This window comes from Longispora urticae (assembly GCF_053902585.1).
In genome coordinates, this window is record NZ_JAQZSH010000008.1 from 88,997 (window position 1) to 113,361 (window position 24,365).

30 protein-coding genes and 1 tRNA gene are annotated in these 24,365 nt (G+C 72.1%); 14 read left to right on the forward strand and 17 right to left on the reverse strand.

Annotation, left to right across the window (positions count from 1 at the left end):
• Nucleotides 1-9: 9 nt before the first annotated feature.
• Genes PT931_RS04135 through PT931_RS04145 form a run of 3 tightly spaced genes read right to left on the reverse strand, consistent with a single transcriptional unit; the run spans nt 10 to nt 2,930 of the window.
• Nucleotides 10-708 (reverse strand): YcnI family copper-binding membrane protein, encoded by a 699-nt coding sequence (locus tag PT931_RS04135; protein WP_456244353.1) that lies wholly within the window; start codon nt 706-708, stop codon nt 10-12.
• Nucleotides 709-726: 18 nt separating this feature from the next.
• The gene (locus PT931_RS04140; RefSeq protein ID WP_456244354.1) at nt 727-2,337 is read right to left on the reverse strand and encodes a copper resistance CopC/CopD family protein; all 1,611 of its coding nucleotides are present in this window, start codon (nt 2,335-2,337) and stop codon (nt 727-729) included.
• On the reverse strand, nt 2,334-2,930 hold the full coding sequence (locus PT931_RS04145; RefSeq protein ID WP_456244355.1) for a zf-HC2 domain-containing protein: 597 nt from the start codon (nt 2,928-2,930) through the stop codon (nt 2,334-2,336). Before PT931_RS04145 ends, PT931_RS04140 begins: the two co-directional genes overlap by 4 nt.
• A gap of 68 nt (nt 2,931-2,998) precedes the next feature.
• Between PT931_RS04145 and PT931_RS04150 the strand changes: the two genes are divergently transcribed.
• The 8 genes from PT931_RS04150 to PT931_RS04185 all read left to right on the forward strand — a co-directional run bounded on the left by PT931_RS04150 (nt 2,999) and on the right by PT931_RS04185 (nt 7,651).
• Nucleotides 2,999-3,526 (forward strand): sigma-70 family RNA polymerase sigma factor, encoded by a 528-nt coding sequence (locus PT931_RS04150; RefSeq protein WP_363727889.1) that lies wholly within the window; start codon nt 2,999-3,001, stop codon nt 3,524-3,526.
• Nucleotides 3,527-3,575: 49 nt separating this feature from the next.
• Nucleotides 3,576-4,100, forward strand: coding sequence for a MauE/DoxX family redox-associated membrane protein (locus PT931_RS04155; protein ID WP_456244356.1), 525 nt, complete (start codon nt 3,576-3,578; stop codon nt 4,098-4,100).
• Between the two features lie 2 nt (nt 4,101-4,102).
• Complete coding sequence (locus PT931_RS04160) at nt 4,103-4,846, forward strand: DsbA family protein (RefSeq protein ID WP_456244357.1); 744 nt, start codon at nt 4,103-4,105, stop codon at nt 4,844-4,846.
• Between the two features lie 4 nt (nt 4,847-4,850).
• A complete protein-coding gene (locus tag PT931_RS04165; protein ID WP_456244358.1) occupies nt 4,851-5,897 on the forward strand; it encodes a hypothetical protein in 1,047 nt (348 codons plus the stop codon).
• A 136-nt stretch (nt 5,898-6,033) separates the two neighbouring features.
• On the forward strand, nt 6,034-6,507 hold the full coding sequence (gene bcp, locus PT931_RS04170; RefSeq protein WP_456244359.1) for a thioredoxin-dependent thiol peroxidase: 474 nt from the start codon (nt 6,034-6,036) through the stop codon (nt 6,505-6,507).
• Nucleotides 6,508-6,552: 45 nt separating this feature from the next.
• Nucleotides 6,553-6,972 carry a PLD nuclease N-terminal domain-containing protein gene (locus tag PT931_RS04175; protein WP_456244360.1) on the forward strand — a complete coding sequence of 140 codons (420 nt, stop codon included), beginning with the start codon at nt 6,553-6,555 and terminating at the stop codon, nt 6,970-6,972.
• 79 nt (nt 6,973-7,051) lie between these two features.
• A complete protein-coding gene (locus PT931_RS04180; RefSeq protein WP_456244361.1) occupies nt 7,052-7,567 on the forward strand; it encodes an HNH endonuclease signature motif containing protein in 516 nt (171 codons plus the stop codon).
• Nucleotides 7,568-7,578: 11 nt separating this feature from the next.
• Nucleotides 7,579-7,651: transfer RNA gene (locus PT931_RS04185), tRNA-Leu, on the forward strand.
• Between the two features lie 51 nt (nt 7,652-7,702).
• Here PT931_RS04185 and rdgB read toward each other — a convergent pair.
• From rdgB to murI, 4 genes are read right to left on the reverse strand one after another with little or no spacing between them, the layout of a single operon-like run.
• On the reverse strand, nt 7,703-8,296 hold the full coding sequence (gene rdgB, locus PT931_RS04190; protein ID WP_456244429.1) for an RdgB/HAM1 family non-canonical purine NTP pyrophosphatase: 594 nt from the start codon (nt 8,294-8,296) through the stop codon (nt 7,703-7,705).
• A 55-nt stretch (nt 8,297-8,351) separates the two neighbouring features.
• Nucleotides 8,352-9,098: a ribonuclease PH gene (gene rph / locus PT931_RS04195; protein ID WP_456244362.1), complete on the reverse strand. Its 747-nt coding sequence runs from the start codon at nt 9,096-9,098 to the stop codon at nt 8,352-8,354.
• Nucleotides 9,099-9,119: 21 nt separating this feature from the next.
• Nucleotides 9,120-9,866 (reverse strand): MBL fold metallo-hydrolase, encoded by a 747-nt coding sequence (locus PT931_RS04200; protein WP_456244363.1) that lies wholly within the window; start codon nt 9,864-9,866, stop codon nt 9,120-9,122.
• A complete protein-coding gene (gene murI / locus PT931_RS04205; RefSeq protein WP_456244364.1) occupies nt 9,863-10,645 on the reverse strand; it encodes a glutamate racemase in 783 nt (260 codons plus the stop codon). The genes PT931_RS04200 and murI overlap by 4 nt, the downstream gene beginning before the upstream one ends.
• 217 nt (nt 10,646-10,862) lie before the next feature.
• Here murI and PT931_RS04210 point away from each other — a divergent pair, with 217 nt between their 5' ends.
• Nucleotides 10,863-11,303 carry a hypothetical protein gene (locus PT931_RS04210; RefSeq protein WP_456244365.1) on the forward strand — a complete coding sequence of 147 codons (441 nt, stop codon included), beginning with the start codon at nt 10,863-10,865 and terminating at the stop codon, nt 11,301-11,303.
• 109 nt (nt 11,304-11,412) lie between these two features.
• Here the strand turns inward: PT931_RS04210 and PT931_RS04215 are convergent, their stop codons facing one another.
• The 5 genes from PT931_RS04215 to clpS all read right to left on the reverse strand — a co-directional run bounded on the left by PT931_RS04215 (nt 11,413) and on the right by clpS (nt 14,178).
• Nucleotides 11,413-12,363 carry a PLP-dependent cysteine synthase family protein gene (locus PT931_RS04215; RefSeq protein ID WP_363727877.1) on the reverse strand — a complete coding sequence of 317 codons (951 nt, stop codon included), beginning with the start codon at nt 12,361-12,363 and terminating at the stop codon, nt 11,413-11,415.
• A 100-nt stretch (nt 12,364-12,463) separates the two neighbouring features.
• Nucleotides 12,464-12,823 (reverse strand): MoaD/ThiS family protein, encoded by a 360-nt coding sequence (locus PT931_RS04220; protein WP_456244366.1) that lies wholly within the window; start codon nt 12,821-12,823, stop codon nt 12,464-12,466.
• 55 nt (nt 12,824-12,878) lie between these two features.
• A complete protein-coding gene (locus PT931_RS04225) occupies nt 12,879-13,373 on the reverse strand; it encodes a Mov34/MPN/PAD-1 family protein (RefSeq protein ID WP_456244367.1) in 495 nt (164 codons plus the stop codon).
• A gap of 47 nt (nt 13,374-13,420) precedes the next feature.
• Nucleotides 13,421-13,912, reverse strand: coding sequence for a DUF2017 domain-containing protein (locus PT931_RS04230; RefSeq protein ID WP_456244430.1), 492 nt, complete (start codon nt 13,910-13,912; stop codon nt 13,421-13,423).
• On the reverse strand, nt 13,888-14,178 hold the full coding sequence (gene clpS / locus PT931_RS04235; protein WP_363727874.1) for an ATP-dependent Clp protease adapter ClpS: 291 nt from the start codon (nt 14,176-14,178) through the stop codon (nt 13,888-13,890). Before clpS ends, PT931_RS04230 begins: the two co-directional genes overlap by 25 nt.
• 85 nt (nt 14,179-14,263) lie before the next feature.
• Between clpS and PT931_RS04240 the strand changes: the two genes are divergently transcribed.
• The 3 genes from PT931_RS04240 (at nt 14,264) to PT931_RS04250 (ending at nt 16,670) form a co-directional block, all read left to right on the forward strand.
• Nucleotides 14,264-15,577, forward strand: coding sequence for a BTAD domain-containing putative transcriptional regulator (locus PT931_RS04240; protein ID WP_456244368.1), 1,314 nt, complete (start codon nt 14,264-14,266; stop codon nt 15,575-15,577).
• Between the two features lie 86 nt (nt 15,578-15,663).
• Nucleotides 15,664-16,068 carry an acyl-CoA thioesterase gene (locus tag PT931_RS04245; protein ID WP_456244369.1) on the forward strand — a complete coding sequence of 135 codons (405 nt, stop codon included), beginning with the start codon at nt 15,664-15,666 and terminating at the stop codon, nt 16,066-16,068.
• Nucleotides 16,069-16,175: 107 nt separating this feature from the next.
• A complete protein-coding gene (locus PT931_RS04250; RefSeq protein WP_456244370.1) occupies nt 16,176-16,670 on the forward strand; it encodes a beta-class carbonic anhydrase in 495 nt (164 codons plus the stop codon).
• A gap of 132 nt (nt 16,671-16,802) precedes the next feature.
• On the opposite strand, the gene PT931_RS04255 is transcribed toward PT931_RS04250, so the two are convergent.
• The 4 genes from PT931_RS04255 to PT931_RS04270 are packed head-to-tail and all read right to left on the reverse strand — an operon-like array spanning nt 16,803 to nt 21,941.
• Nucleotides 16,803-17,261, reverse strand: coding sequence for a cellulose binding domain-containing protein (locus tag PT931_RS04255; protein WP_456244371.1), 459 nt, complete (start codon nt 17,259-17,261; stop codon nt 16,803-16,805).
• Between the two features lie 38 nt (nt 17,262-17,299).
• Nucleotides 17,300-20,020: a bifunctional lysylphosphatidylglycerol flippase/synthetase MprF gene (locus tag PT931_RS04260; protein WP_456244372.1), complete on the reverse strand. Its 2,721-nt coding sequence runs from the start codon at nt 20,018-20,020 to the stop codon at nt 17,300-17,302.
• Nucleotides 20,020-21,312 carry an alpha/beta hydrolase gene (locus PT931_RS04265; RefSeq protein ID WP_456244431.1) on the reverse strand — a complete coding sequence of 431 codons (1,293 nt, stop codon included), beginning with the start codon at nt 21,310-21,312 and terminating at the stop codon, nt 20,020-20,022. Before PT931_RS04265 ends, PT931_RS04260 begins: the two co-directional genes overlap by 1 nt.
• 56 nt (nt 21,313-21,368) lie before the next feature.
• Complete coding sequence (locus PT931_RS04270) at nt 21,369-21,941, reverse strand: TetR/AcrR family transcriptional regulator (protein WP_363727868.1); 573 nt, start codon at nt 21,939-21,941, stop codon at nt 21,369-21,371.
• A 78-nt stretch (nt 21,942-22,019) separates the two neighbouring features.
• Between PT931_RS04270 and PT931_RS04275 the strand changes: the two genes are divergently transcribed.
• Complete coding sequence (locus tag PT931_RS04275; RefSeq protein WP_456244373.1) at nt 22,020-23,141, forward strand: FtsX-like permease family protein; 1,122 nt, start codon at nt 22,020-22,022, stop codon at nt 23,139-23,141.
• Nucleotides 23,141-23,755: an ABC transporter ATP-binding protein gene (locus PT931_RS04280; protein ID WP_456244374.1), complete on the forward strand. Its 615-nt coding sequence runs from the start codon at nt 23,141-23,143 to the stop codon at nt 23,753-23,755. Before PT931_RS04275 ends, PT931_RS04280 begins: the two co-directional genes overlap by 1 nt.
• Nucleotides 23,756-23,819: 64 nt before the next feature.
• Here the strand turns inward: PT931_RS04280 and PT931_RS04285 are convergent, their stop codons facing one another.
• Complete coding sequence (locus PT931_RS04285; protein WP_456244375.1) at nt 23,820-24,365, reverse strand: isochorismatase family protein; 546 nt, start codon at nt 24,363-24,365, stop codon at nt 23,820-23,822.

The following is a 24,365-nucleotide window of genomic DNA, read 5'->3' on the forward strand; positions in this document are numbered from 1 at the left end:
AGCCGGGTACTACGAGGTCGCCCGCCGGCTCCGCGCGAACGCCGCCGCGCCGAGCCCCAGGCCCAGCAGCCCGGCCACCGCGCCGGTGATCGCCAGCGGCAGGGTCGCCTTGTTCTCCGAGGCCGCCGTCTCGGTCTTCTTCGCGGCCGGGGCCGGGGACGCGTCGGCGGCGACCAGCTTCAGCGTGGGCGCGGGCTTGGCCGGCTCCTCCGAACCCGTCTTCTCCTCGATCCACCGGACGATGGTGCCGTCCGAGTAGGTCTGCAGGGCCTTGAACACCATCTGGTCGGCCTTCGGCAGGCCGCCCAGCGACACCGGGAACTCCAGGTACTGGCCCGGCTTGATCCCGTCCTCGGCGGTGTTCGCCGTCCACGTGATCTTCGTGACCGCCTCGGTGATCTTCCGGCCGTGCGACTCCAGCGGGGTCGCCAGCTTCGTCTTCTCCGTCTCGACCTTCCAGCCCGGGACCGGCATCGTGCGCACCGAGGACAGCGGCTGCGACTCGGGCAGGGTCACCTCGAGCTTCACAGTGGACGCGGTCTCGCTCTCGTTGGGGACCCGGAACACGGCGCGGGCCGTACCCCCCTGCTTGTTGGTGGTGCCCGCGTCGATCGTGACGTGCGCGGCCGCGGGACCGGCCAGAGCCACGACACCGACGACCGCCACGCCGAGTACGACGAGGAGCTTCCGTCCGAGGACACTGCGCATGAGGGGGACCCTTTCGGTCTACTTGATCTGCACCGTCTGGCTGACGGTCGCCTGGTCGATGTCGGACACCCGGAGCGTGAAGCGCAGCTCCCAGGTCCCCGCGGTCGGCAGCGTGAGCTCCCCGACCGCGTGGTCATCGGTGAGTTGGAGGACGGGCACCTCGATCGGCGCGATCTCCTTCGACGGCATGCCGACCGTGACCTGCCACTCCAGGACCTTGATCGGCTTGCCGTCGGGGGTGAACGCGTACATGTGCATCGAGTTGTTGCCGACGGACCCCGGGTCCAGTTCCACCTGGAGCCGGAAGATGTTGCTGTTCAGCGTCGCCGAGACCGGCAGGTTCGCGCTCGCCGACGGCAGGGCCGCCTCGGTGCGGGCCGGGGTCTGCTGGACCAGGAACGCGGTGACCGCCAGGATCACGGCCGTGACCGCCAGCTCGCCGAACACCAGCCGGCGCACCTTCGGCTCCCCGCCCAGCACCTTGCGCCGGGCCAGCGACGCCACGGCCAGGACGGCGGCCAGCAGCACCGCCTTGACGATCAGGAGCTGGCCGTACCGGGTGTTGAACAGCGCCGGCAGGGTACCGACCTCGATCAGCGCCTGGGCCACGCCCGCCACGACCAGGGCGGTGACCGCCCAGCCGGCCCAGCGCGACCACACCGGCAACAGGGCGCGCAGCTCCGTCTCGTTGCCCTTCGGCAGCAGGTGCAGGGCCAGACCCACCAGGCCGCCCAGCCAGACGGCCATCGCGAGCAGGTGCACCAGGTCCACGGCCACCGTCAGCGGCGGGGCGGGCGAGGCGCTCGGGTGGCCGGCGAGGGGCCAGGTGAGGGCGGCGACGAACGCCAGTACCCCCAGGATGATCTGGTCGCTCTGGGTGTTCTTCGCGGACAGCACGCGGCGCAGCAGCGGGATCGCGGCGGCCAGGATCGCCAGCCGCGCCAGGCCGGTGAAGCCGAACCGGCTGGACAGCACCTCCGACAGGTCCGCCCCCGACACCCCGAACAGCGAACCTCCGGTGACATAGGGGGCCTGGAGGTACAGCGCCAGGACCGTGCCGCCGGCCAGCAGGCCCACGCCCGTCCAGACCAGCTTCCCCGGCCGGGCCAGCCGGGCCGGCCACAGGCCGATCATCAGCAGCACCGGGCCGATCACGAGCAACAGGCCGGCGTAGCCCGCGAACCGGGACACCGGCAGCAGCGCCCGCACCACCGGGTCCACCTCGGCGCCCTGACCACCCGACACCCCGGGGGCCGTCGTCGACGGGGCCTCGATCGAGAACGCGAAACCGCCGGACACCGGGTGGCTGTCGTCGGAGATGATCCGGTACGAGACCAGGTACGTCCCCCGGCCGGCGCCCTCGCGCAGCGGGATGGACACCTGCGCGCCGTCCACCGTCGGCTCGCCCCGGTCGGCGCGCTTGCCGTCCGGGCCGATGATCCGCAGCTGGCCGGGGACGGCTGTGACCGGTTCCGTGAAGTACAGCGTCACCTGACGCGGGGCCTGCGCCACGATCGAACCCGAGGGCGGGTCGGTCCGTTGCAGGCCGGCGTGCGCGCTGGCGGGCGCCGCCGGCAGGAGCAGCAGCCCCGCCACCAGCGCGACGATGAAGAGTGCCGATTTTCTCACGGTGTGACCGTAGCGGGACGGGACCCGCCACGTACCGAGGAGCGGCCCAGAGCCCATAACAACCCGGCCTGGACGAGCGCCACCAGGTGCCCCGTCTCGTGCGCCAGGGCCGTGGAGTCGTTGAGCACGTCCATGCCGCTCGTCAGGGCCAGGCAGCCGGCGAGCACCGCCGCGACCGGCACGAACGCCCGGGCCCGGGACGGCTGCCACGCGGCGAGCAGGAAGCCCACGGCCAGCGCGATGTCGAACGAGGCCATCTCCCGGCTCGCGTGCGGCCCCGAACCGCCGTCCAGGAGCACCGGCAGGGCCAGCAGCAGCTGGATCACGGCCGCCGCGCCCACCGCGAACCGGAGGATCTGCCACCGGGCCCGCCGGGCCGCCCGCTCGTCCTCCGCCACCGCGGCCAGCACCCGGGCCGTCAGGTCCGGCGGGGTCGCCGTCCAGGTCAGGTCCGGCAGCCGGAGCGCCCGGGCCTTCCACGTCCGGCAGGCCGCGCAGCCCGACAGATGAGCTTCGGTCGCCTGCACCGAGAGCTCCGCCACCTCACCGTCGAAGAGCGCCGACAGCGCCGCCCGGACCTCACCACACGTCATGTCCCTGTAGTCGGTTCCGGGCACTCTCCAGTTCCCGTGACGTGGGCCACTCCCGTATTGTCAGCTTCGTGAATCCCGCTCCCGACTCCGCGACGCAGTGGGCGCTCGCGGCCCGGGACGGCGACCCGGTGGCGCAGGCGGCCCTGGTCCGCGAGACCCAGTCCGACGTGTGGCGGCTGTGCGCCAGCCTCGCCGACGCGGGCGTGGCCGACGACCTGACCCAGGAGACGTACCTGCGGGCGTTCAAGGCCCTCGCCCGGTTCGAGGCCCGCTCCACGGTGCGGACCTGGCTGCTCGGCATCGCCCGCCGGGTGTGCGTGGACCACATCCGGGTGATCGTGCGGCAGCGGCGCGCGGACAACGCGTTCGACGAGCCGGCGCACCAGCCCGACCCCGCCGGGCGGGTCAGCGGGCAGGACCTGCTGGAGCGGCTGCCGGCCGACCGGCGGAGCGCGTTCGTGCTCACCCAGGTGCTCGGCCTGTCGTATGCCGAGGCCGCTGACATCGAATCAGTACCTATTGGGACAATCAGATCACGGGTCGCACGGGCCCGGGCAGATCTGGTCGAGGCGGTAGAGACAGCCCTCACCAGCTGAGTCGGAACCAACCGCAGAGGCGGTGCGACTAATGGGCGTGGGAATCGACATGTCAGAGCCACGAACGGCCGCTCCCGGCCGGCGTCGGCACGTCACGAAAGTGATCAGCACCCTGGCCAGGCTCGGCCTCGCCGGGGTGTGGCTGGTCGCGGGAGGCTCCAAGGTCTCAGACCTCGGCGGCTCCGTCCGGGCGGTGAACGCCTACGAGCTCCTCCCCAACGGCGCGGCCCAGATCGTCGGGTCGGCGCTGCCGTTCATCGAGATCATGGTCGGCCTGCTGCTGCTCGCCGGGCTCTTCACCAGGGCCGCGGCGATCCTGTCGGCGGGACTGCTCGTGATGTTCATCTTCGGCATCGCCACCGCGTGGGCCCGCGGGCTCCAGATCGACTGCGGCTGCTTCGGCGGCGGCGGGGCGCTGGCCGCCGGCGAGTCGCCCACATACTTTTGGGAGACTTTGAGGGATATAGGGTTTCTGGCCGGGGCCGGATTCCTGATCCTCCGGCCGCGTACCTGGCTCTCCCTCGACGGGGTGCTTCTGGGTGGCCCGTCGGGGCCCGAAACGAGCAAGGGATAACAGTGAGCAGAAGAGTTGAGCAGAAGACGGCCGCCCGGGTCGTCCGCGAGCAGATCGCCAAGGAGGACCGGCGCCGCCGCGTGATGTGGACCGCGATCGGCGTCACGCTCGCCGTGCTGGTCGCCGGCGCGATCGGGTACGGCGTCTGGCAGGCCCAGCAGCCGACCAAGTACAACGTGCCGGCCACCGCCACCGAGAAGCAGGACGGCATGGTCATCCCGGGCACGACCGGGAAGGCCAAGGTCGAGATCTACCTCGACTACCAGTGCCCCGCCTGCAAGCAGGTCGAGGACGCCATCACCCCGACCGTCGACCAGTGGATCAAGGAGAACAAGATCACACTGGTGTACCACCCGGTCGCGATCCTCGACCAGTTCTCGGCGCCCAACCAGTACTCCACCAGGACCTCCTCCGCCGCCGGGTGCGCCGCCGACGGGGGCAAGCTCTACGAGTTCAGCAAGCAGCTCTTCGCCCGCCAGCCCGCCGAGAACACCGGCGGCCTCCCCGACGACGACATCATCGCCGCCGGGGGCGACGCCGGGCTGATCGACCCCGCGTTCGCGCGGTGCGTGCGGGACGGCACGTACAAGGGCTGGGCCAAGAAGTTGACCGACGACTTCACCAAGCGCGGCCTCAAGGGCACCCCGACCCTGTTCGTCAACGACGTCGAGGTCGTCGCGGACAAGAGCAAGGGCGACACCAGCGTCGTCGACGCCCTCAAGCGCATGGTGACTGACGTTAAATAGCCATGTGAAGGTGTGGCGGGCGCTGCTCGCGGGAATCGTGGCCGGGCTGGCAGTCGCCAGCCCGGCCTCCGCGCATCCGCAGGACGCCCCCGGCGCCAGCGACTACCGCACCACGGTCACCGGCATCAGCCCCGCGCTGCCCGGCCTCACCATCCGCACCGCCGACGCCGGCGCCAGCCTCGAACTCCGCTACGCCGGGCCGGCGACCGTCGAGGTGCTCGGCTACTCCGGGGAGCCCTACCTGAGCGTCGGACCCGGCGGGGTGCGGCAGAACACCCGGTCCCCGGCGACGTACCTCAACGAGACGCTGCGCGGCGGCACCGAGGGCGGCGACGCCGGGGCCGCGCCCGAGTGGAAACTCCTGTCCAGCACGCCCGTGGTGCGGTGGCACGACCACCGGGCGCACTGGATGGGACCCCAGCCGCCGATCACGGTCCGCGAGCCCGATCGGCCGCACCGGCTCCGGGAGTGGTCCATCCCCCTGCGCGAGGGGGTACGGGAGTTCCGCGTCACCGGGACCCTCGACTGGGCGCCCCGGCCGGGTACCTGGGGGTGGTGGGGCGGGGTGGTGCTCATCGGGCTCGCGGTGGCGGTGCTGGGCGGGTGGCGGATGGCGTCGCCGGGCGCGCCGCCGGTCGGGGGGCGCCCGGTTCGGTGGCAGGCGGTGCTGCGGCGCGGGTGGTTCGTGGCGCCCGTGCTCGGCGTACTCGCCGGAGGGTTGTCGCTCTTCGACTCCGTCGGGCGGGTGCTCGACGCCGGGACGTTCCAACGCGAGGACCTGTGGGGGTTCGCGGCCGGCGGGGCGATGCTGGCCGCCTCCGGATACGCGCTGCTGCGCCGGCCCGCCGCCGACTTCGCGCTCGGGCTGGGCGGCGCGGCACTCGCCCTGCTCTGCGGGTTCTCCCGGGCGGCCGTGTTCCAGCACGCCATCGCACCCGTACCGTGGAACGGGCTCTATGCCCGGATCTGTGTCGCCGCGTGCCTCGGGGTCGGACTCGGGCTCGCGGCCGCCGCCGCACACCGGCTCCGGCGGGCCGCCCCGGCCGCCTGAGGCCTGGCCGCTCCCGCCGCCGTCCGGCAGGCCCGCCGGCCCGGTGCGAGCCCTGGGTCCGCCTGTGCGGCGGGTCGTCCGGCGGGTCCGCCCCGGGCGTCTGGGACGTGTCGGAGGGGCGGGATATGGTCGGTTCATGACTGAGAAGCTCACGCCCGGCGATGTCGCGCCCGACTTCAACCTGCCCACCGCCGACGGCGGCCAGCTCGCCCTCAAGGACCTGCGGGGCCGCAAGGTCGTCCTCTACGCCTACCCTGCCGCGATGACCCCCGGCTGCACCAAGCAGGCGTGCGACTTCCGCGACTCGCTCGCCTCGCTGAAGGCCCAGGGCTACGAGGTCGTCGGCATCTCCCCCGACAAGCCGGAGAAGCTGGCCAAGTTCGTCGAGCGCGACGCGATCACGTTCCCGCTGGTCTCCGACGTGGACAAGAGCGTCCTGGACTCCTACGCGGCCTACGGCGAGAAGATGAACTACGGCAAGGTCAGCATGGGCGTGATCCGGTCCACGTTCGTGATCGACGAGGAGGGCAACATCGAGCACGCCTTCTACAACGTCAAGGCCACCGGCCACGTGGCGAAGCTCCGCCGCGACCTCGGTCTGGACCAGTAGTGTCCCGGGGCTGCGGCGCCAGAGCCGATCGGGGATGATGCCGCCGTGGCCCGCATCTACGCACTCCTCGTCGTCCTCGACATCATCCTGCTGGTGTACGCGACGATCGACTGCATCACGACCCCCCAGGACGAGGTCCGCAACCTGCCGAAGGTCGCGTGGATCCTGCTGATCCTGTTGTTCTCCCCGATCGGCTGGATCGCCTGGTTCGTGGCCGGGCGGCCGTCGTCCGGGCTGACCTCCCGGGCGGCCGGTTCCTCGCACCCGGCCGGGACCGGGCTGCGGCCCGGCGGGGTGGCCCCGGGGCGGCCCCGGCAGGTGGCGCCGGACGACGATCCGGAGTTCCTGGAGGGGTTGTCGAAGCAGAACCGGGACGACGAGAAGCTGCTGAAGGACTGGGAGGCGGATCTTCGGCGGCGTGAGGAGGAGCTCCGCAAGAAGAAGGACGAACCCGAGGAGTCCTGAATTGTCAGGGGGTGCGGCTAGCGTCCCCGCCCAGGATAACTCGCGTCCACGATGGAGCCGGGTGACCTATACCCGGGACATGCTCGAGAAGGCCGTCGCCGAGTCGGTCAGTGTGATGGGCGTGATGCGCGCGCTGGGGATACGTCTGACCGGTGGAAGTCATGCCCACCTGAAGCGCCGCATCACCCGCGAGGGGATCGACATCTCGCACTTCACGGGCAGCAACCACAATCGGGGCAAGAAGTCGGTCTACCGACTCAGCGCGCAGCAGATCCTGATCGTGCGAAGGTCCGACCAGAGCCGCGCGAAACCCGAGAAGCTCCGCCGGGCGATGCGCGAATCGGGGTTGCCACATGCCTGCGCCGAGTGCGGAAACCCGGGCACGTGGCAGGGCCGGCCACTGACCCTGCATGTCGATCACATCAGCGCGGATTTCGCCGACTGCCGGCTGGAGAACCTGCGTTTTCTCTGCCCGAACTGCCACAGTCAGACTCCGACCTACGCGGGCAAGGGCAAGCGGAAACGGACAGTCGACCACTCGACAGGGCCCGCGAGCCCGGCCGTAGACTCGGAGATCACAGCGGAGACTTCGTGACCGTATGTGGTGGGGCCGTAGCCCAGCGGTAGAGGCACACGGTTTAGGTCCGTGACAGGGTGGGTTCGAATCCCATCGGCCCTACATGATCGCGGCGGGGTCGGCTTCTGCGAGCCGGCCCCGTTCGCGTCGTGGTCAGGTCCGGGGCAGGTCGGCGATCAGGGCCGCCAGCTCGCGGAACGCCTGCCCCCGGTGGCTGATCGCGTCCTTCGCCTCCGGCGTCAGCTCCGCGCTCGTCACGTCGTGCCCGTCCGGCACGAAGATCGGGTCGTACCCGAACCCGCCCGTCCCGCGCGGCTCCCGGATGATCGTGCCCCGCATCTCGCCGAGGACGACATGCTCCTCCCCCGACGGCAGTACCAGGGCGGCGGCGCAGACGAAGCCGCCGGCGCGGTACTCGTCGGGGACGTCGCCGAGCTGGCCCAGCAGGAGCTGGAGGTTCGCCAGGTCGTCGCCGTGCTTCCCGGACCAGCGGGCGCTGAACACGCCCGGCATGCCGTTGAGGGCGTCGACCGCGAGGCCGGAGTCGTCGGCGACGCAGGGCAGGCCGGAGACACGGGCGCCGTCGCGGGCCTTGAGCAGCGCGTTCTCCTCGAAGGTGAGGCCGGACTCGACGGTCTCCGGGAAGTCGGGCACGTCGTCGAGGCCGACGATGTCGAGGTCGGTCATGATCCGACGCAACTCGGTGATCTTCTTGGCGTTGCGGGACGCGAGGAGCAACCTCATCAGCGGACCTTCTTCGAGGACGCGGTGGCCTACCGGCCGGGATCGGACAGGGACGGGGTCAGGCCAGGCGGACCGCCGTGGCGCCCCGGGCGGCCTGCTGGAGCAGGGTCAGCTCGGCGCACCCGGCGACCCCCAGGTCGAGCAGCGCGTTGAGCTGGTCGCGGTTGAAGACGCCGTCCTCACCGGTGCCCTGGACCTCGACGAACTGGCCGTCGCCGGTGCAGACGATGTTCATGTCGACCTCGGCGTTGACGTCCTCGGCGTAGCTCAGGTCGAGGCGGGCCTCGCCCTTGATGACGCCGACGCTGACGGCCGACACCGAGCGGTGCAGGGCCTTGGCGGGGCTGGCGGCGAGCTTGTGCCGGGCGGCGAGCCAGTCGACGGCGTCGGCCAGGGCGACGTAGGCCCCGGTGATGGCGGCGGTGCGGGTGCCGCCGTCGGCCTGCAGCACGTCGCAGTCGAGGACGATGGAGTTCTCGCCGAGGGCCTTGAGGTCCAGGCAGGCGCGGAGGCTGCGGCCGATCAGGCGGGAGATCTCGTGGGTACGCCCGCCGATCTTGCCCTTGACGCTCTCCCGGTCGCTGCGGGTGTTGGTGGCGCGGGGCAGCATCGAGTACTCGGCGGTGATCCAGCCGAGGCCGGAGCCGCGCCGCCAGCGGGGCACGCCGTCGGTGACGCTGGCGGTGCAGAGCACCCGGGTGTCGCCGAACTCGACGAGGACGGAGCCCTCGGGGTGGCGGGACCAGCCGCGGGTGATGTTCACGGGGCGGAGGTCTGCGGCCGTGCGGCCATCGGGGCGTGACATCCCCCGAGCTTATCGGGCCGCTCAGATCTCGTAGACCGAGCCGGAGCGGACGATGTCGAGGGGGCCGGAGTACGCGTCGCGGACCTCCCGGAGGGTCTGCTCCTCGTCCCCCCACGCCGCGACCAGGTGGGTGATGAGGAGCAGCTTCACCCCGGCCTGGGTGGCGTGCTCGCCGGCGTCCTTGCCCGTGAGGTGCAGGTGCGGCGGGTTGTCGGCGCCCTCCAGGTAGCTGGCCTCGCAGAGCAGCGCGTCGGCGCCCTGGGCGAGCTTGAGCAGGGCGTCGCAGGGGCCGGTGTCGGACGAGTACGCGAGGCTGCGGCCGTCGTGGTTGATCCGGAGCCCGAAGGTCTCGACGGGATGGTCCATGAGCTCCGTGGTGACCCGGAACGGGCCGAGGTCGAACTCGCCCGGGGTGAGCTCGTGGAAGTCGTACACGTCGTCGAGGGGGGCCTCGGTGCGGTCGTACACGTCGTGCAGGCGCTGGGCGACGCCCGTGGGGCCGTACAGCGGGAGGGTGGGGAGTTTGCCCGTCGGGCAGTAGCGCCGGGCCACGACGTAGGAGGCGGCGTCGAGCATGTGGTCGGGGTGCAGGTGGGTCAGGATGACCGCGTCGACCGCGTACATGTCGCCGAGGCGTTGCAGGGCGCCGAGGGTGCCGGTGCCGAAGTCGATGAGGAGCCGGAAGCCGGCCGCCTCCAGGAGGTAGCCCGAACAGGGGGACTGGGGGCCGGGGAAGCTGCCCGCGCAGCCCAGAACGGTGAGCTTCATGACGAGACCTCAATATTCCCGAGGAACCGGCCGGCCAGCTTGGTGAAGGCGGCAGCGTCGCCTGTGGTCGTGAAGGTGTGCCCGGGCGGCGGCGCGTCGGTCGGCCGCAGCAGGTCACGTTCTGTGAGGATTCTGTACAGATCGCGCGCCGTCTCGTCGGCGCTGGACACCAGGGTCACGCCGTCGCCCATCACGAGGCCGAGCATGCCGGCCAGGAGCGGGTAGTGGGTGCAGCCGAGGACGAGGGTGTCGACCCCGGCGCGTTCGAGGGGTTCGAGGTAGCCCTGGGCGAGGCCGAGGAGCTGGCGGCCGGTGGTCACGCCGCGCTCGACGAAGTCCACGAACGCGGGGGCGGCGACGGTGTGCACGGTGACGTGCGGGGCGGCGCCGAACGCGTCCTCGTACGCCTTGCTGTTCGCGGTGGCGGTTGTGCACACCACACCGATCTGGCCGTTGCGGGTGGCCGTGACAGCTCGTCGCACAGCGGGGCGGATCACCTCGATGACCGGCACCGGGTAGCGCTCCCGGGCGTCGTGCAGGCAGGCGGCCGACGCGGAGTTGCACGCGATCACGAGGGCCTTGACGCCCTCGTCCACGAGCTGGTCGAGGCACTCCAGCGCGTACCGCCGGACGTCGGCGATGGGCTTGGGGCCGTACGGCACGTGGGCCGTGTCGCCGAGGTAGCGAAGCTCCTCATGCGGGAGCGCCTCAAGGACTGCTCGGGCGACCGTGAGCCCCCCGACCCCCGAGTCGAATATGCCGATGGGCGCGTCCGTCACGCTGCGCAGCCTACGCTGTGAGAGCCGCCCTGCCAGCCGATCTCCTGTCAGATGTCGCGAAGGTGACATCGAGCGGCTTCGGGGCGAAGATCACAGCGGGGGTCCCCGTGTGCCGTTCGGGCCCGCCCCGGTACCGGAGACCCGCAGCTAGGGGGATACTGCGCTTTTCGTGGGTCGTGTGTCGGGCGGCCGCTGGGATACGGAAGAATGGTGCAGCGTGAGCAGTGACACTGAACGCAACGAGCAGGATCCCGCCGCCGGTTTCGGTTCCGCCCTCGGTCTGGCGGACGCCGACGCGCCCCGGGTCGACCCGAACGCCTCGTTCCGCACCCGGCTCGCCGCGGCCGTGAGCAGCGACAGCCGGCGGGGCGAGCGGGACTTCACGGCCCCGCCCCCGCAGCGGATCCTGGCGGCCGTCTCGGTGTGGGCGTTCGTGCTGGCGCTGGGCGGCATCGTCGTCGGGATCTCGGCGCTGGTCCGGATCATCGCGGGCGCGCCCGGCTGGTTCGAGCCGGTGATCATCCTGGTCGGGATCGTCGGGATGGCCTTCACGGTCGCGGGGTTCGCGACGGTGCGCAGGCCGATGATCCCGTGGGCGGTGCTGGGCGCGGGCACGCTGACGCTGATCGCGGGCGCGGTCATGACGGCCTCGGCGTAGACCCCGAAACCCGAAGCGCCGGACCGGATCACACCCTCGAGAGCATCAGAGGGTTACGCCGACCCACCGGCCCGGCTCCTGGAGGCACTGCCCCGCACCTCCCCGGGCGTCACGCCCAGAGCTGCCCCTCCAGAGCCGCCTCGGCGTCGGCGAGCGTCCCGCCGTACGCGCCCGTCGACAGGTACTTCCAGCCGCCGTCGGCCACGATGAACGCCACGTCGGCCTCCTGGCCGGCCCTGGCCGCCTCGTGCGCCACGGCGAGCGCGGCGTGCAGCACGGCCCCGGTGGAGAAGCCGGCGAACAGCCCCTCGACCTCGACGAGCTGCCGGGTACGCAGGACGGCGTCCTGGGTACCGACGGAGAACCGGCGGGTGAGGACCGAGGCGTCGTACAGCTCGGGGACGTAGCCCTCGTCGATGTTGCGCAGGCCGTAGACGAGCTCGCCGTACCGGGGCTCGGCGGCGATGACCTGGATGCCCTCGACCTTCTCCCGGAGGTAGCGGCCGATGCCCATCAGGGTGCCCGTCGTGCCGAGCCCGGCGACGAGGTGCGTGATGGTGGGCAGGTCGCGGAGCAGTTCCGGGCCGGTGGTCTCGTAGTGGGCGCGGGCGTTGGCCTCGTTGCCGTACTGGTAGAGCATCACCCAGTCGGGATGCTCCCCGGCGAGGACCTTGGCCTTGGCGACGGCCTGGTTGGAGCCCCCGGCGGCGGGCGAGAAGATGATCTCCGCGCCGTACATCCGGAGCAGGTCGACGCGCTCGGAGGAGACGTTCTCGGGGAGGACGCAGACCAGCCGGTACCCCCGGAGCTTGGCGACCATGGCCAACGCGATGCCGGTGTTGCCGCTGGTGGGTTCCAGCAGGGTGTCGCCGGGTTTGAGCCGGCCGGACTCCTCGGCCGCGCGCACCATGTGCAGGGCGGCGCGGTCCTTGATGCTGCCGGTGGGGTTGCGGTCTTCCAGCTTGGCCCACAGGCGCACCTGGGGGGACGGCGACAGGCGGGGTAACCCGACCAGCGGCGTGTCCCCGCAGGCGGCCAGCAGCGAGTCGTATCTCGCCATGACAAGTCCTCTGGGAGGTGGATGCTTTCGGCCGGGCCCTGGCGGGCCCGGCCGAAAGCCACAATAAAGACCCCGGCCCCGGAAAAGGCCGGAACAGAGCCTAGTGCCCCGCGAGAACCTGCCCGCGCAGCGCCACATCGGCGCCACCCGTCCACCCCAGCGCCGCGAGCGCCGCGAACCCGAACGCCCCGCCGGCGACGGCCGGCAGGATGGTGACCGAGTCGCCGTCGGCGACCTTGGTCTCCAGGGAGCCGGTGAACCGGACGTCCTCGTCGTTGACGTAGATGTTGACGAACCGGTGCAGGCCGCCGTCGTCGGTGATCAGCCGGCCGCGCAGGCCGTTGAACTGGCCGTCGAGGTCGGTGAGCAGCTCGGCGAGCGTGCTGCCCGCGCCGCTGACGGCCTTCTCGCCGTTGGTGTAGGACCTGAGAATGGTGGGGATTCGGACTTCGATTGCCATGGTCGGAGTGCTCCTGTGAACGAGGGTTGATCAGGGACTGGAGACGAGACGTCTCTTAACAGTCGTAGACCACCGTCGTCGGCGTCTGCCCGAACATGTACGTCTGCACAGCGTCAGAATCGGCGCTAGTCCGTTCAGCGTCGGAGTCGACGACCTGGATCGGCTCCTCGGTGACCACCTGGTCAACGATGCGGAACGACCGCAGCTCCGTCTCGTCGTCCGCCCGGGTGGAGACGAGCACGTAGTGGGCGCCCGGCTCGGCGGCGAGGTTGATGTCGGTGCGGGACGGATACGCCTCGGTGGCGGTGTGCGAGTGGTAGATGACGACGGGCTCCTCGTCCCGGTCGTCCATCTCGCGCCACACCCGGAGCTGCTCCATCGAGTCGAAACGGTAGAACGTCGTGGACCGTTCCGCGTTCGCCATCGGGATGTGTCTGACCGGTTTGTCCGATCCGGCCGGGCCTGCCACGACACCGCACGCCTCGTCCGGGTGGTCCCGGCGCGCGTGGGCGACGATCGCGTCGGCGATCGCACGGTCGATGGTCAGCACTGCGCCATCGTACCGGCTGGGGGTGCCGGCGGTCTCCATGGCATGGGTCACGACGAGCGCAGGGAGTCGATCAGGGATTCCTGGAGGTAGGACAGGTAGCCGTACACCGAGATCTGGAGACCGCGCTCGTCGTCGGCGTCCTCGTACTCCTCCTCGATGTCGAAGTCGTCGTTGATCTCCAGCCGGGTGCCGAGGGCCAGGCGCACGTCGTTGACCGCCCGCAGCCAGGCGTCGGCCTGGTCCTCGGTGAGCACCGTGCGCTCGTCGAGGGTGTCGAGCACGACGGCCGCCGCGTCGACCTTCTCCTGCTTCAGATCGTCTTCGGTGTACCGGCGCAGCTCCGCCGCCTCCACCGGGTTGTCCGGGTAGATGTCGGGGAACAGCCGCGCGACCACCGGGTCGGCCCGGAGCCCGTCCGTGACCAGCCCGGACACCTCGGTCACCACCATCCGGAGGACGTCGATCTCCTCGGGGCGGAACGTCGCGACGATCTCGTCGCCCTTGCGGTGGAAGGTCACTGCTTCTCCACGGTCGCCCAGAGCCCGTAGCCGTGCAGGCGGGTGGCGTCGAACTCCATCCGCTCCTTCGCGCCGTGCGACACGACGGCGCGGCCCTTGTGGTGCACGTCGAGCATCAGCTTCTCGGCCTTCTCCTTCGAGTACCCGAAGAGCTTCTGGAAGACCCACGTCACGTAGCTCATCAGGTTCACGGGATCGTTGTGCACCACGGTGATCCAGGGCCGGTCGGCCTCGAAGACCTCCTCGACCTCGGTCGCCTCGGCGGGCAGGGCCTGGGTGCCGGTCATTCCCTCACCCTAGCCCGAACCGCCCGGGAGGAGATCCCCCACCTCACCGCCCCGCACCCATGATCACGGGTACTAGCCTCACCGCATGGAGTTCCGGGTGCTCGGCGGCGTGGACGTGCTGGTGGACGGGGTGCCCGTGGACCTCGGCCGGCGCCGGATGGAACGCTGCCTGCTCGGCCTGCTCGCGCTCAACCTGAACGCCGCGCTGAGCATCGAGCGCATGATCGACCTGCTGTGGGGCGAGGACGCGCCCGGCAGCGCCCGCGCCGCGCTGCACGTGCACGTGTCCCGGCTCCGGACCGGGCTGGCCGCCGTGGACGCCGAGCGGCGCGGGTTCCGGCTCGCGACCCGGGCCGGCGGGTACGTGCTGGAGGGCGACCCCGCCCGGGTGGACGCGCACCGGTTCCGGGACCTGTGCCGGCGCGGACAGGAGGCCACCGGGCCGGCCGCCCGCCGCGAACTGCTCGGCCCGGCCCTGGCGCTGTGGAAGGGCCGGCCGCTCGGCGCGCTGTCCACCCCCCGGATCCGGAGCGCGTACGGCCGGGGGCTGGAGGAGCTGCACCTGTCGATGACGGAGCTGCGGATCGAGGCGGACCTGGCGCTGGGCGGGCACGAGTCCGTACTCCCGGAACTCGCCGCCCTGACCCGCACCCACCCGCTGCGGGAGCGCCTGGTGGAGCTGCACCTGCTCGCCCTGTACCGCGCGGGCCGCCGCGCCGACGCCCTCGCCGTGTACGACCGGGCCAGCCGGCTGCTCGTCGACGCGACCGGGCTGGACCCGCGTGCCGAGCTGGACGAGCTGCACCAGGCCATCGTGCGGCGCGACCCGGCGCTGGACCCGGCCCGCGCGCCGCTGCCCCGGACCGTGCCCGCGCTGCTGCCGGCGGACGTGGCCGGGTTCGCGGGGCGGCGGGAGGAGCTGGAGTTCCTCGACGGGCTGCTGCCGGGGCCGGGGCAGGCCGGGCCGCCGTCGGTGGTGATCAGCGCGGCGGGGGCCGTGGGGAAGACGGCGTTGGCGGTGCGGTGGGCGCACCGGGTGCGGGACCGGTTTCCGGACGGGCAGTTGTTCGTGGATCTGGCCGGCGGTCCCGCCCGGGCCGGTGCCCCGTTGACGCCCGTGGTCGCGCTCGGGCTGCTGCTCGCGGCGCTCGGGGTGGCCGCCGAGTCCGTGCCCGACGGGGTCGAGGAGGCGACGGACGTGTACCGCAGCCTGGTCGGTGACCGGCGGGTCCTGCTGGTCCTCGACAACGCCACGCACGCCGACCAGGTCCGGCCGCTGCTGCCGAGCAACCCGGGCAGCCTCACGGTGATCACGAGCCGGGACCGGTTGTCGAGCCTGATCGCGCTGAACGGGGCCGCCCGGCTGCTGCTCTCGCCCCTGCCGGAAACGCCGACGTAGCCGGACCCGCCGCCCGCCGGGCCCCGCGCCCCGCCGGGCCCCGCGCCCCGCCCGGCCCCGACTCCGGCCCGTTGTAGGGTGCGGGCATGTCCCGAGCCGTCCACCACGCCCAGGTCCGCTGGTCCGACCCCGACCAGCTGGGGCACGTCAACCACGCCCGCTACCTGTCCTATTTCGAGGACGCCCGGATGGAACTGATCGGCACCTCGCCGTCGGGGCTGGCCGGGGCGCCGGGCGACCGGGGGTACATCGCGGCCCGGGTGGCGGTGGACTACCTGTACCCGGTGGAGTACCGGCCCGGGCTGAGTCTGCGGGTCGAGACCTGGGTGAGCCGGCTGGGCACGTCGTCCTGGACGCTGAGCCAGGAGTTGTTCGACGGCGAGGCCCCGGTGGCCCGCTGCGAGTGCGTCCTGGTCGCGTACTCCTACGCCGACCGCGCGTCGCGTCCCCTCGCCGACGACGAGCGCGCCTTCTGGAAGGAACTCTCCTAGCCACCCGTCCCCGGGCGGCCCGGATCCGAACCACGGACGTATTCCCTACTTGTTCAGTAGGAATAATGGGGATAACGTTTCCGTAACCCGATCCGAGGAGGTCCACCATGACCGTCACCGACGAACTGGTCTCCAGCGCCGCCGGCTACGCCGCGAGCTTCGACAAGGGTCACCTGCCGCTCCCGCCCGGCCGGGGCGTCGCCGTGGTGGCCTGCATGGACGCCCGACTGAACCCGTACGGGCTGCTGGGGCTGACCGAGGGCGACGCGCACGTCATCCGCAACGCGGGCGGCGGCGTCACCCCGGACGTGCTGCGCAGCCTGGCGATCAGCCAGCGCCTGCTCGGTACCCGGGAGATCGTGCTGATCCACCACACCGACTGCGGGATGGTCACGTTCACCGACGACGAGTTCAGGGCCGGGATCGAGGCCGAGACCGGGCTGCGTCCGCCGTGGGCCGCCGAGGCTTTCCCGGACGCGGGCGAGGACGTCCGCCAGTCGATCCGCCGGGTGCTGGCCGACCCGTTCGTGCCGCACAAGGACGCCGTGCGCGGGTTCGTCTACGACGTGCACACCGGCGCGCTGGTCGAGATCACGGAATAGACCACGTCGGCCGGGGTTCCCAACAGCCCCGGCCGGCGTCTCGCTCCCCGACCCGCGCGCCCAGGACCCGCGCGGGTCGGCACTCCGCGGCCCGCCCGGGTCGGCCACGGAATGCCCGTCGGCCGCGCATCGTCAGGTCAGCACGTGGCAGGGCTTCCCCCGCATCACACACGCCGTCACCGGACTCCCGATCGACTCCCCCGCGGGCTTGCGCGCCAGGAACCGGTACGTCACCTGGGCACCGGGGGCCACCGGATCCCCGCCCTCGGACTGCCAGAAGTCCACCTTGTCGCCCGTCTGCCGGTACTCCATCCCCCACGCCTCGCGCACCGCGATCGCCGGTTGGACGGTCATCGCCAGCTCCCAGCCCCGGACCGGGTCGGCGCCGTGGTTGGTGAACGTCAGGCGCCCGTCGAAGCCGGTGTCCCACACGTCGATCACGCAGAACGTGACGTCCACGCCGTGCGGGTCGGGGGTCGCGGACGGCACGTCGGGGCAGTGCGCGGTGGCCGGCGGGGACGGGGAGCTCCAGGCCGGTACGGGGGCGGCGAGGAGCACCGCCGCAGCCGTTAGTACAAGACGGGCGAACATGAGGAAACCGTACCTTGTCAAGACCCAAATAGTGCGAATTATCCGACCACTTTGCGGACCAGTCTTAGCCCCTGGGCCGGGGTGAGGTGTGGTAGGTAGGCCCGGCCGATCGCGCTGGCGATGGTGGGCAGCGCCGCCGGGTCCGGGTACGCCATGAACATGGGCCGGTACACCGGCTGGAACTTCGCCTTGAACGCGAACAGCGACCGGAACCCGTACACCGGCTCCAGGGTGCGGCCGGTGAAGTCGAGCAGCTTCTGGAGCGCGCCCGGGTCGTCGCCCCGGTCCAGCCGGGCCAGCGGCGCGCCCGACAACGACAGGAACTCCGCGCCCTCCTCCTTGAAGCCGAGCGCCGCCGAGGCGATCAGGAACTCCATCACGCCCCGGAAGTCGGTGGCGCCCCGGCGCATGAAGTCCAGCGTCCAGCCGACCTCCGCGCCGTCCCGGTACACCGGAAGCCAGCTCGTCACGCCGTGCACCCTGCCGTCCGCGTCGACGGCGACCAGGCACCGGACCCGGGGGTCGTCCAGTTCGGTCAGGCTGCCCAGGGTGAAGCCCATCTCCGGCAGGCCCTTGTCCGCGACCCAGTCCTCGGAGATCTCCCGGATCTGCTCGCTGATCGACAGCGGGGCCTCCGGGAACCGCCACCACTGGGCCGTGATGCCGGCCTTGGTCGCGTTGTTCAGCGCGGTGCGCACGTCCTGCCACTTCTTGCCGGAGAACTTGAGCTCCGGCAGCGGCAGCACCGTGTCCTCGGCGACCTGCACGGCGCTCCAACCCAGCTCCTCGGCGGCGAGCCGGGCGTCCTCGGTGACGCTGTAGAAGCACGGGGTCCAGCCGTTGGTCTGGCAGAAGTCCGCGAACCCGGCCACCGCGGCCCGTCGGCCGGCCGGGTCGCCGAACGGGTCGCCGGTCGTGACGGCCACGCCGCCGATCACCCGGTAGGCCACGGCCGCGTCGCCGGTGACCGCGAACCAGTAGTCGTTGCCCTCCCAGGTGGTCATGTAGGACAGGTTCGAGCCGCCCCGGGTGAGCAGCGCGCGGGCCCGGTCGGCCGCGCCCGGCTCGCTGGTGGTGCGGCTGCGCAGGAACAGGGCGAGCAGACCGACCAGGATCACGACCCAGAAGACCATTCCGGTGTACCCGAACAGCAGCTTGGCCACGTCGCCCTTCGGCAGCAGCCGCACCCCGAAGAAGTCCGCGTACCCGGTGGGCAGCAGCCGCACCGGCAGGTCCAGCAGCAGGTCCGCCGTCGTCGGCTCGGGGTCGAACTGGTCGGCCACCAGCTGCCCGATCCACACGTACCCGAAGCCGACCACGGCCAGGGTGCCCAGCACGTACAGGCCGAAGCCGATCAGGTTCGTCCGGGGCACCCGGACCGCGAAGTGCCGCCGGGTGGCCAGCAGGACCACGACGGTCGCCACGCACAGCAGCACCGGTTCGAGGTAGCTGAACAGGATCCAGCCGGCCTGGGGCTTGCTGCCGGGGTAGTCGTCGGGCAGCGGGTGCCGCAGGTACTGGTACGCCGACCAGGCCACCAGCGCGATCATGAACAGGTTGACCACCAGGCCCAGCCACCAGGCCAGCCGGCGGCCCCGGCGCAGCCCCTCGGCGATCACCAGGAGCAGCAGGGCCGGGGCGAGACCGAGCAGCAGCCCGGGGAGCCCGCGCAGCGCGTCGCCGGCCAGCGCGCGCCGGCAGTCCAGCGCGAACTCCGGGTCCGCGCACGTGTTGGCGACCTCCTCCGGGGTCCACGCGGGGTAGACGAGCAGGTCGCGGTACGTGGACAGCGGGCCGATCGCGTAGTCCACCACGACGGTGAGCATCGCGCCGAGCGCGCCGACGGCCACCACCATCGCGACGAGGACCCGGGTCTCGGCGTGCGACGGGGCGCCGATCCGCCGGCTCCGTACCGACCGGCCGAAGACGAGCAGGCCCGCCACCAGGCCGATCACGCCGCCGCACAGGCGTTGCAGGTCGATGATGTGCCCGACGTACAGCGCCCAGGTCAGCAGGCCGGCGATCAGCAGCAGCCGGACCCGGCGGCGCCACAGGGCCGACAGCCCGAACGTGGCGGCCAGCGCCAGGCCTGCGGCGGCCGGGGACGCGCCCATCTCGTTGTAGTTGCTGATCGAGAACAGCCAGTCCTCCTCGGCGCGCTCGCCGAGCCAGATGATCCCGACGGTCAGGAGCGCGCCGCCGACCTGGCTGACCAGCATCAGGCCGAGCAGCCGCCACACGCCGACCCGGCGTTCGACGGAGACGCCGACGACGAGTACCAGGAGGGTGGTCGTGAGGTAGTTGACGAAGCCGGTGCAGTAGACCGCCGAGGTCAGGGGGCTCCACCAGTGCCCGTCGCGGAACGCCTGGAGGCCCACGCCCCACTTCTCGACGGCGGCCTCGGTGGGGCCGTGCGCGATGGTGCCCCTGACGAGCCCGACGATCCACAGGGCCGCCACCAGGGCCAGGGTGACCGGGGCGTGGGTGATCGCCGCCCAGACGGCCGCGGCGACGCTCCGCAGCTTGGAGGGGACCACGGGGGTACTCGGCGCGACCGGGTCGGCCGGGGGCGCCGGGTCGGCGGCGGCCGAAGCCGGGGCCTGGGCCGCCCTGCCACCCGGAGCCGGTGCCGGTGCCGCTGCCGGTGCCGCTGCCGGTGCCGCTGCCGGTGCCGCTGCCGGGTCGCCCGGAGCCGGGGCCTTCGGGCCGGTCACGGCCGGCGCCGGGCCGCCGGGGCCGTCCACGGGGTCGGTGGTCATCAGTGCGTCATCCCCGTTCGTTGGGCCAGCCAGGGCAGTGACAGGTCGAGGCTGTCCAGCCAGACGATCGCGTCGTGCCCGCCGGGCCGCTCGATGAACTTCACGGCGACGCCGGCCTTCCGCAGGGCGGCGGCCACCTCGCGCTGCTCCGGAAGGTACACCCTGTCCCTGAGACCGACGGCGATCACGGCGGCGCTGTCCGGGAACCGCTTGACGGCCAGGATGTCCAGCGGGTTGTACGCCGCGAACCGCGCCGCGTCCCCGCCGAACACCGTGTCCACAGTGTCCTTGCGGTTGCCGACCGTCGGCTCGCGCTGCCCGGAGATGTCGATGAACGACGGGTAGACCTCGGGCGCCCGCACGCCGAGCTGCAGGGCGCAGGTGCCGCCGTGCGAGTAGCCGCCGATCGCCCAGGACCGGGGGCTCGGGTCGACCTGGAGGTTGGCCCGGATCCAGGCCGGCACATCCGTCTTCAGGTACGTCTCGACGTTGCCCAGGCGCCCGTCCGTACACAGGGGATTCTGGGGCACCGTGCCGAGGTCGTCGGGGAACACCACCACGGGGGCGAGCCCGTCGTGCGTGTTGGCGAACCGGTCCAGCCGCTCCTTGAGCCCGAACGTGAACCAGTCGGCGGTACTGCCCGGCTGGCCGGCGAGCAGCACCAGCACGGGCAGCTGGGCGCGGGGCGTGGTCAGGTACGCCGGCGGCAGGTACACCCGGGCGATCCGCGGTTTCCAGCCGGACACGGTGCCCGGGATCTCGACCTCGGACACCGCGCCCTGGGTGGGCATCCCGGCCGGCGGCTTCCACACGTCACTCAGCGTCTTGCCCGCCGGGGCGGTCACCAGGGTGCGGTCGCCGGGGCGGAACTCGGTGGTCTGCACGTTCAGGCCGAGGACGGCGCGCAGGGAGGGGTAGAACGCGTACACCTTGTTGATCTGCAGGGCGGACATGGCGAGGACGGGCAGCACGGCGAGGACCACTCCGGCGCGCCCCCACCAGCGCAGGCGCGGGAACGCGGCCCCGGCGAGCCCGGCGGCGAGCAGGGTCGCGCCGGCCCAGCCGACCAGGCTGTCGGGGAGCTCGTCGGGGAACGGCCTGAGCCAGTTGTCCACCGCGTACTTGACCCCGAACGCGAGGCCGAGCGCCGCGAGCGCGCTGATCGGCACCACCCGGGTCCACCAGGTCCGACCACGGCGGGTGAGCAGGAACGCGAGGCAGCACAGGCCGATCACGGTGACCACGATGGGCAGTGGACCCCTGACCAGAGACCAGTTCAGCGGATTGGCCATCGTCACCCCGTTCACGCTACCAAGGGTGACGGTACCGATATGACCATCAATGGGGGCTAGATCCCGGAAACTCCGTGCAGAATCTGACCGACGGTCACTGTGATCAAAGCCTCCGAGTCGGCGACCGGCAGCCGGTTCGCGGACTCCACAATCGCCTGCACCAACATGGCGCGCAGCCGGGCCTCGGCGACCCCGGCCTCCTCCAGCACCCCGATCAGGGGCTCCAGCAGGCGCAGGTGGCCGTCGCGGATCCGCTGCCGGGCGTCGTCGGGCAGCGCGTGCGCGGACAGGGCCACGGCCGCGGCGTGCCGGCCGTCGCGCATCAGCTCCAACTGCATCCGCACGTACGACTCGATCTTGGCGGCGAGCGGGGCGTCCCCGGCGAGCGAGTCGGCGACCAGCTCCGTCCAGCGCGGCAGCTCGTCCTCGATGATCGCGGCGGCCAGGTCCTCGCGGGACTTGAAGTACTCGTACAGGCTCGGGCGACTCAGGCCGACCCGCTTGGCCAGGTTGGCCAGGGTCAGCGCCTCGGGGCCACCCTCCGTGACGAGGTCGCGGCCGGCCTCCAGCAGCGTCACCAGTCGCCGGGAACGGTGCTCGGCGACGGTGGGGGCGCTGATCCGGGGCATAGGGGGATCATAACGGGCCTTGCGTTTCCGACGTGGCGTAGGTATGTTTGCCGACAACTTGTAGGAAAGGTTGTCCCCATGTGGTTCCTCGCCTGGCGCGAGATCAGACACAGCCGCGTCCGCTTCGGCCTCCTGGCCACCCTCGTCGCCCTCGTCGCCTACCTCGTGTTCGTCATGACCGGGCTCGCCGTCGGGCTCGGCGAGGCCTCCGTCTCCGGCCTGCGGCACCTGCCCGCCGACCAACTCGTCTTCGCCGGCAACGTCCAACGCTCCCTCGACCGCAGCGACCTGCCGGGCGACCTCGGGGCCCGGCTCACGGCGGCCGGCGCGCGGTCGGCGACCCCGGTCGGGTTCTCGATGGCCAACCTGGCGGCCGGGGAGGACGTGGTCTCGGTCGGGCTCCTCGGCTGGCCGACGACCGGCTCCACGGCCGGGGGCCAGCCCGGCACCCCGGCCCCCGGCGCCCCGGCTCCCGGCGGCGCGGCGGGCAGGGCCGCCCCCGGCTGGGACGGCACCGGCCTGCTCCTCGACCGGTCCGCCGCCGACAAGGGCCTGAAGGTCGGCCAGACGGTGCGGGTCCAGCCCGGCGGCGTCGAGCTGACCATCGGCGGATTCGCCGACCTGGGCACCTACTCGCACACCCCGATGGCCTACGTCCCCCTCACCACCTGGCAGCAGATCCGCCGCACCCCCGACCGGGTCTCCGCCTACCTGATCGAGGGCAGCGTCGGAGCCGGAGCCACCGGCGCGGTCCCGGGCGTCCCCGGCACCGAGGCCGTCCCCCTGGACACGGCCATCACCTCCGTCCCCAGCTACACGGCGGAGACCGGCACGGTGAACCTGATCCGCTCGTTCCTGTACGCCGGCGCGGCCCTGCTGATCGGCACCGTGTTCTGGATCCTCACCCTGCAGAAGGAGGGCTCCCTGGCCGTCCTGCGGGCCACGGGCGCCCGGCGGGGACTGCTGCTCGGCTCGTACCTGATGGAGGTGCTCGCCACCCTCGGCGCGGGGGTCGCGGTCAGCGCGGGGGCGGCGTTCGCCAGTGCGGCCCTGCTGCCGGCGGGGGTGTTCCTGCTGACGGTCGGCGACACGCTCGGGGCGGCGGCGCTGCTCACGGTGCTCGCGCTCCTCGGTTCGCTGGTGTCGATGCGCCGGCTGCTCACCGTCGACCCGCTGCTCAGCCTCGGAAGGAGCGTCTGATGCTCGCCCTGACCGCGATCACCCACGCCTACGGCGACGTCGAGGTGCTGCACGGCGTCGACCTGACCGTCCCCGCCGGCGAACTCGTGGCCCTGCTCGGCCCGTCGGGCTCCGGCAAGACCACCCTGCTCGCCATCGCGGGCGGCCTGCTGTCCCCCACCTCGGGGACGGTGTCCGCGCCGGGCCGGCCGGCGTTCGTCCTCCAGGGCGGCGCGCTGATCCCCTACCTGACCGTCGCGGAGAACCTGCTGGTCCGCCGGGTGGTGGCCGGCGCCCGGATCACGGCCGCCGACCGGTCCCGGGCCGCAGAGATCCTCGACGCCGTGGACCTGGGGAAACTCGCCGACCGCCATCCCGCCCAGCTGTCCGGCGGCGAGAAGCAGCGGACCTGTGTCGCGCAGGCCCTGTTCACCGGCGCCCCTGTGCTGCTGGCCGACGAGCCGACCTCGGCCCTCGACCGGGAACGCGGCCGGGCGGTGATGGAACTGCTCCGCCGCCAGGCCCACGACGAGGGCGCGGCGGTCCTGATCGCCACCCACGACGAGCGCTCGTTGGACCTGGTCGACCGGGTGGAACGCATCGACGACGGCGCCCTGCTGGTCGCCGCGCACTGAGAACCACAGATCAGGAGCGCCTTCACCGGGTACCCGGAGGAGCGCGCTCTTGATCTGTGTCCGGTCAGGCGATCGTGACCCCGGCCTCGCGCAGGTCGTCGAGAGCCCGGTCCGTCGACTCGGGGGCCACGCCCGCCGTCAGGTCCGTCAGCACCGTCGTCGTGAAGCCCTCGCGGGCCGCGTCCAGCGCCGTGGCCCGGACGCAGTAGTCGGTGGCGATGCCCACCACGTCGACCTCCATCACGCCCCGCTCGCGCAGCCACTCGGCCAGGGTGACGCCCTCGGCGGCCCCCTCGAAGCCGGAGTACGCCGCCGCGTACTCGCCCTTGTGGAAGACCGCCTCGATCCGGTCGGTGTTCAGCGCGGGGTGGAACTCCTGCCCGGCGGTGCCGACGACGCAGTGCACCGGCCACGAGTGCACGTAGTCGGGGGTGTCGCTGAAGTGGTCGCCCGGGTCGATGTGGTGGTCCTGGGTGGCGACCACGTGGTCCCACGGCCCGGACAGCAGCGCGTCGGTCACCCCGGCCGCGACGGCCGCGCCGCCGGCCACCGCCAGGGAACCGCCCTCGCAGAAGTCGTTCTGCACGTCGACAATGATCAGTGCGCGCAT